General features: G+C 37.4%; 6 protein-coding genes and 1 pseudogene. All 7 read right to left on the bottom strand.

The window, feature by feature from the left end:
- Positions 1-103: 103 nt before the first annotated feature.
- The gene (locus tag P5674_RS23245; protein WP_006616300.1) at positions 104-445 is read right to left on the bottom strand and encodes a hypothetical protein; all 342 of its coding nucleotides are present in this window, start codon (positions 443-445) and stop codon (positions 104-106) included.
- Between the two features lie 26 nt (positions 446-471).
- The gene (locus tag P5674_RS23240) at positions 472-855 is read right to left on the bottom strand and encodes a hypothetical protein (protein ID WP_006616299.1); all 384 of its coding nucleotides are present in this window, start codon (positions 853-855) and stop codon (positions 472-474) included.
- Positions 845-1169 (bottom strand): annotated as a pseudogene (locus tag P5674_RS23235) (hypothetical protein). The gene P5674_RS23240 and the pseudogene P5674_RS23235 overlap by 11 nt, the downstream one beginning before the upstream one ends.
- Before the next feature lie 94 nt (positions 1170-1263).
- Positions 1264-1749, bottom strand: a complete 486-nt coding sequence (locus P5674_RS23230) for a hypothetical protein (protein WP_006616325.1) — start codon at positions 1747-1749, stop codon at positions 1264-1266.
- A gap of 1006 nt (positions 1750-2755) precedes the next feature.
- Positions 2756-3001, bottom strand: coding sequence for a hypothetical protein (locus tag P5674_RS23225; protein WP_006622122.1), 246 nt, complete (start codon positions 2999-3001; stop codon positions 2756-2758).
- 228 nt (positions 3002-3229) lie between these two features.
- On the bottom strand, positions 3230-3541 hold the full coding sequence (locus P5674_RS23220; RefSeq protein WP_006616324.1) for a hypothetical protein: 312 nt from the start codon (positions 3539-3541) through the stop codon (positions 3230-3232).
- A gap of 443 nt (positions 3542-3984) precedes the next feature.
- Positions 3985-4744 (bottom strand): hypothetical protein (locus P5674_RS23215; RefSeq protein ID WP_315670328.1); only part of this gene is annotated, 760 nt, incomplete at its 5' end.

The following is a 4744-nucleotide window of genomic DNA, read 5'->3' as shown; positions in this document are numbered from 1 at the left end:
AAGGAATGTGCCTGATTCTCCAGATTTAACTGCACTACAAAACGCGAATTTATCGTCATCTCTTTTACCGTAATATCCAATACTCATGATTACTCTTCCTTAGTTAATTGTTGATTGTTGATTGTGTTAGGTGATTTGATTCTGGCTGCAATTTGGCGACAACCATACCAAAACATTGGATTACCTTACCGGATAGCTGAACTCTAAACTGTGATTGTTTAGTTAGCTTAATAATTGCAGAGCCTTGATAATCACCACGTGGTCTGTAACTACCCATTACCTGATAGGTAATATTCTTGACTTCAGGTGTTTTGTGTTCCTCAATATGTGTCAAGACTTGATAAGCCACAATGATTGTATTTTGGTCAAATTTATGGGGGTTATAATGGCTTTGCACAAGTTCACCATTGAGGCTAAATATGCCTTTATAGTGTAGATTTATCACGGTTGCTGTTCTCCTATTAACTTAAATTATTGTGCTTTCAGATGTCGTTGGAACTCATCGATATTCATTAAATAAATACCTGGCCAACGATAAGACCTGTTCCGAGTGACAAACCAAATATCTTCAATCATTCCGGGATTAAGGTAATTAAGCAATTGCATCTTGAGTTTAAACTCGGTTGTTAGCGTTCCCTTTACTTCGATGTATTGGTTGAAAACTGGACTATAAAAGTCTGGCTTCCATGTAATTGACTTCCAATCATTACAGTGATCAACCAAAGTTAATCGGGGGTGTATTGATAGGTTGTCATCATACTTTTTGAGTAGGTGATACACCTTGCTCTCTAGCGTTGATGCAAAGTAATGCCCCTCATCATATTGTCCTTTGGCGTGATACTTGTTAATCATCATTATTTACCTCCTCTTTATCGCCACCAGATTCAGCTTGATAAATCCTCCATTCTTCCCGGCAATATTCAAGTGCTTTATTGAGAATTTCCTCAATTTTATCTGGGCGTAATGTGATTAATTTTTTTCATCATTTTTCCCACATAATAAGCCAGAAATTCATGGTAAAATTTAACGGCTGTTAATTGCCATTGAAGTTTTCCTCTTCCTGCATAGTTAGGAACCTTTATAGCAAACGACATTCCCATATACATCAACGGGTCAAGTTTAATATTCCTGAGATTTAACCGCACTTCTTTCCAGTGCTTTGATATCATGGTGATAGTCCTCGATGTTTGGTGTATTGGCTACCTTTTTACGGGTAGCCTTTTCTATTTCCCAATTAGACTGCTGTAATTAGACTGTTAGGGATTAACCCTGAAGCCAGACTGAAAATGGGTCAGGGTCGGTTGATAACTCAGGGATATCCGGGCCAACATGATTATCGGAGAGATTAAAAAAGTGACCCTCCAAGGCAGCGATATCGTCAGCAATAGCACCAGAAACTTTACGTGGCATCTTGACACCACCACCAAGTTTAATCAGAGTTAGAATAGCTTTAATGCTATTCTTTAACGCGATAATCTCAGAGTAGGTTAATTCCAGATTAAAGTCCTTTTCGTCCGTTACAGATGCAAACACTAACTTTTCTTTTAATGTGTAGATAGGTGATGTTTTGGGATATGGCAGATAAGGAACTACCTGGTCAAGAAATCCGGCAAAGTTGCTGAACCTTTTTAAGATTGCCAGATATTCACTAGGTGAGAGTCCATGTGTATCCTTGGTTTTTACGCTGTCTTTGTCAATCTGGTAAATAGCGGTATTTTGGTCTACTAATGTATTTTGGTTTTTACGCATCTGTCAGTTATTTTCAACTCATTGACAAAATCATTTTTAAAAAATACGATTGAGTTATTGAGTTGGAAATCACTGTTTTTGATATTTTTGGTTGTTTATGATTATTATTTTTAACCTAATTAATACTTATAAATAAATCAGAAATATATAAGCCCAAAAAATAAAAGAATTATTGACTTTATACCATAATTGTGAAATGTTTAAATTATCGCCACATACAACTCAAACAAAAGACCACTATTTTTTTATATAGTGGTCAATTCTCTTTGTCTACTTTTTGGCGGTTTATTTTTTCTTACTCTTACTGCCAGGTGACTTAACAGGAGCATTAGCAGGAAGATCACCCTGTACTTGGTTTGGTGCTTCACTTCTCTCAACAGTTAATTCACCCAGGTTAGCTAGGGCCAGCCCATCGCTGCTAGGAATTCTGAACATACTGTTATAGGTTCTTAATGATGCTGGCTTGATAGTAAAATAGTGAGCAAATACATATAACAAGCCACTAACAGAAACGATAGGAGGTGCTTTAATACTGATAAATCTCAGTATTTTTTCGCCTACCCGTGTTTGGGTGTATTTACGCCAATAGCCAGGATTAACCGGGGCCTCAACAAAGAAACGAGTGTATTCAGCCTTCTTGTATGCTCTTACCCGACTGCCTTTTATGATATTACGTCTGTTAGTATTAGGCGTGGAAGTATTCCTAACAGGTGGTGTCCAAATGGTTAAGTTCCTGACGGCCGTTGGTTCATTAGATACTGACCCTCCACTTAAAACGTGGAGTCAAAGCATAGGCATAGGTACGCCTATTTTTGAAGTTGCATCTACTGGAACTTCAACTACTAGACTACGACCTAAATGTGAGCCTTTGGCTGTGGCTAACTTTTCTACCCAGTCTTCTTTGTCTCTGTTAAATGCGTCGCTTAAAGGCATAATAACTCTCTTGTTCTACATGATTTAAGTCAGGGTAGGTAAAACGATGATATTAGTGCCTACCCGATATCTATTAATCAACAAATAGCTCTGTAGCTATTACATCAATACTGCCGTCAGTAGGGTCTAAAACATCGTCTGTTGGAATTGACAATGAAACAGTTACGAGACCTGTAGCCATATTTCGGGTATAAGCAGTGACTACGGTTGCACCATCAGGATTATTACTTGCAGTCGATTGCATTCGTTGGGTTGGCTCAATAATTTCAAGTAATTGGTTTTCCAGTGTCGCAGCACCTAGCGTTTTCTTAGTAGCTATAATCTCACCTTGATTTTATTCAATACCTAGACTATAGCAGTGTATTTGCTGATTGTGGCTGCTATGGTTCTTTCAACAGAAGCTACATATATGTAGCAGCTTTTGAGTTAAACGCGACGGTACGCTACCAATACCAACATTACGCTAACTACCAGTTTAACCATGTCTAAGTATGTTCGTAATCTCTTTCATCGTGGATGATAGTTAGTGACTGATATGACTCAATGATTAGGTTGTAGTTGGGGGTTGATTTCCAGTTTTTAACTCTAACGATGTCCTCGTAGCTTTCCGTATGGCATTATCAACCCAACTAGGTTTTCTCTGGAAATGTAGAGGAATTTTGACTTGGGTTTTTCTAGGGTCTTGATACATCGCCAAGGCACTACTTTCACCTAAGTCGATTTTAGCTTGTTCAAATTTATCAATTAATTCCCAGTTAAGTATTTTCACTTCACTGATATACATTTTGCTCTCTTTGATTCTTTTCGCATTTTCCCTACCGCCAAAACCTTTCCTTTCCTCGAAGGTAATAGGATACACGATTTTAGCGTCAGTTAAATCAACTAATTGTTTACAGATATTTTCTGCCTCATTTTTACTAAATTCATTAATAAAAAACGCAAACTTTCTACCATTATTTATAGTGCAATTAACTTTAATATTTTCTTTAGTAAATGCTGACTGGGTTGAGTAAATATCCTTTGTAACCTATCCCATGTAATTTTATCCCTACTAACCGACGGTAACTCTATTTGAGTTTTTTGCAGTGTTGACTGCCTATTTTTAGTCCAATATGGAGGTTTTTCGTAGTTGTACAAAACCAAAGTTAACTGTATTTTAAGATTAGCTGACGTACTGATTTCCGGAAAATCACCTGACCCTACAAATTGCCCTATATCTCTATTTCCTAGTATTTCAGTTTGAGCCCAAGCATTAGTTACGTTTTCCGGTAAATTACGCAGGCTTGACACTAGTCTAAATCTTTATCCATTGTTTTCTATAACCGCGTTAACTAATTGTTGTTGTCTATTTTCTTCTATTCTTTGTAATGCCATATATTCATCTAAACCTTGAGCGACTAACACAATAGCCTCTTTACAGTTCTCGCTAAACTCATCCCCGAATTCCTCGGAACTGTCTTGGTTCCAAATAGTGTTAATATTTCCGTCATAGCTTTCTGGTAATTTCTCCCTAGCTTCCCTTCTCTGTTTACCGAAACTCCATTCTTCACCTTTTTCGTCACCCCACTTTTCAATCGTTCCTTTACCACCAGGAACCATTGAAACAATAGCCGTTGCAAGTGTTGAAGGACTTTTATCTAAAAACATTTTAACAACCCGTCTACCGTGTTTAAATAACGTCCATGCTATTGCTTTCATAGCCATGTTAAATGACTGTTTAACGTATGAACCGACAGCTGTAGATACTTCCATAAGCATTTCATGCCCCTTGCTTAATGCTACATGCATAGCGGCCGCTTTATTGAGAAATGCAAGACCTGCTACTGGTAAAACACCACATACTAATTTCCCAGCCATATTACCTAAAAACCCAGCCGTGGTGGTTATAAATTGTCCGGCAATATTTTGGATGTTTCTATCAATATCACTATCGCTAATATTCCAATTAAAATTCCAAAAGCTGTCCCAATTAGAGGTAATAAATGTCGCTACTTTCTCAAAGCTAAAGTTAGATAAAAACTTAGTAATTCCTTCCCATAGCCAACCTCCAAAACTTTTGCCC

The organism is Limnospira sp. PMC 289.06 (genome assembly GCF_032350395.1).
Lineage (GTDB): Bacteria > Cyanobacteriota > Cyanobacteriia > Cyanobacteriales > Microcoleaceae > Limnospira > Limnospira platensis.
This window is presented reverse-complemented; position numbering and strand designations above follow the sequence as displayed.

Excerpts from the sequence above, each read along its gene's own strand:
- P5674_RS23240 (WP_006616299.1), bottom strand. The coding sequence starts at position 855 with ATGATGATTAACAAGTATCACGCCAAAGGACAATATGATGAGGGGCAT.
- P5674_RS23230 (WP_006616325.1), bottom strand. The coding sequence starts at position 1,749 with ATGCGTAAAAACCAAAATACATTAGTAGACCAAAATACCGCTATTTAC.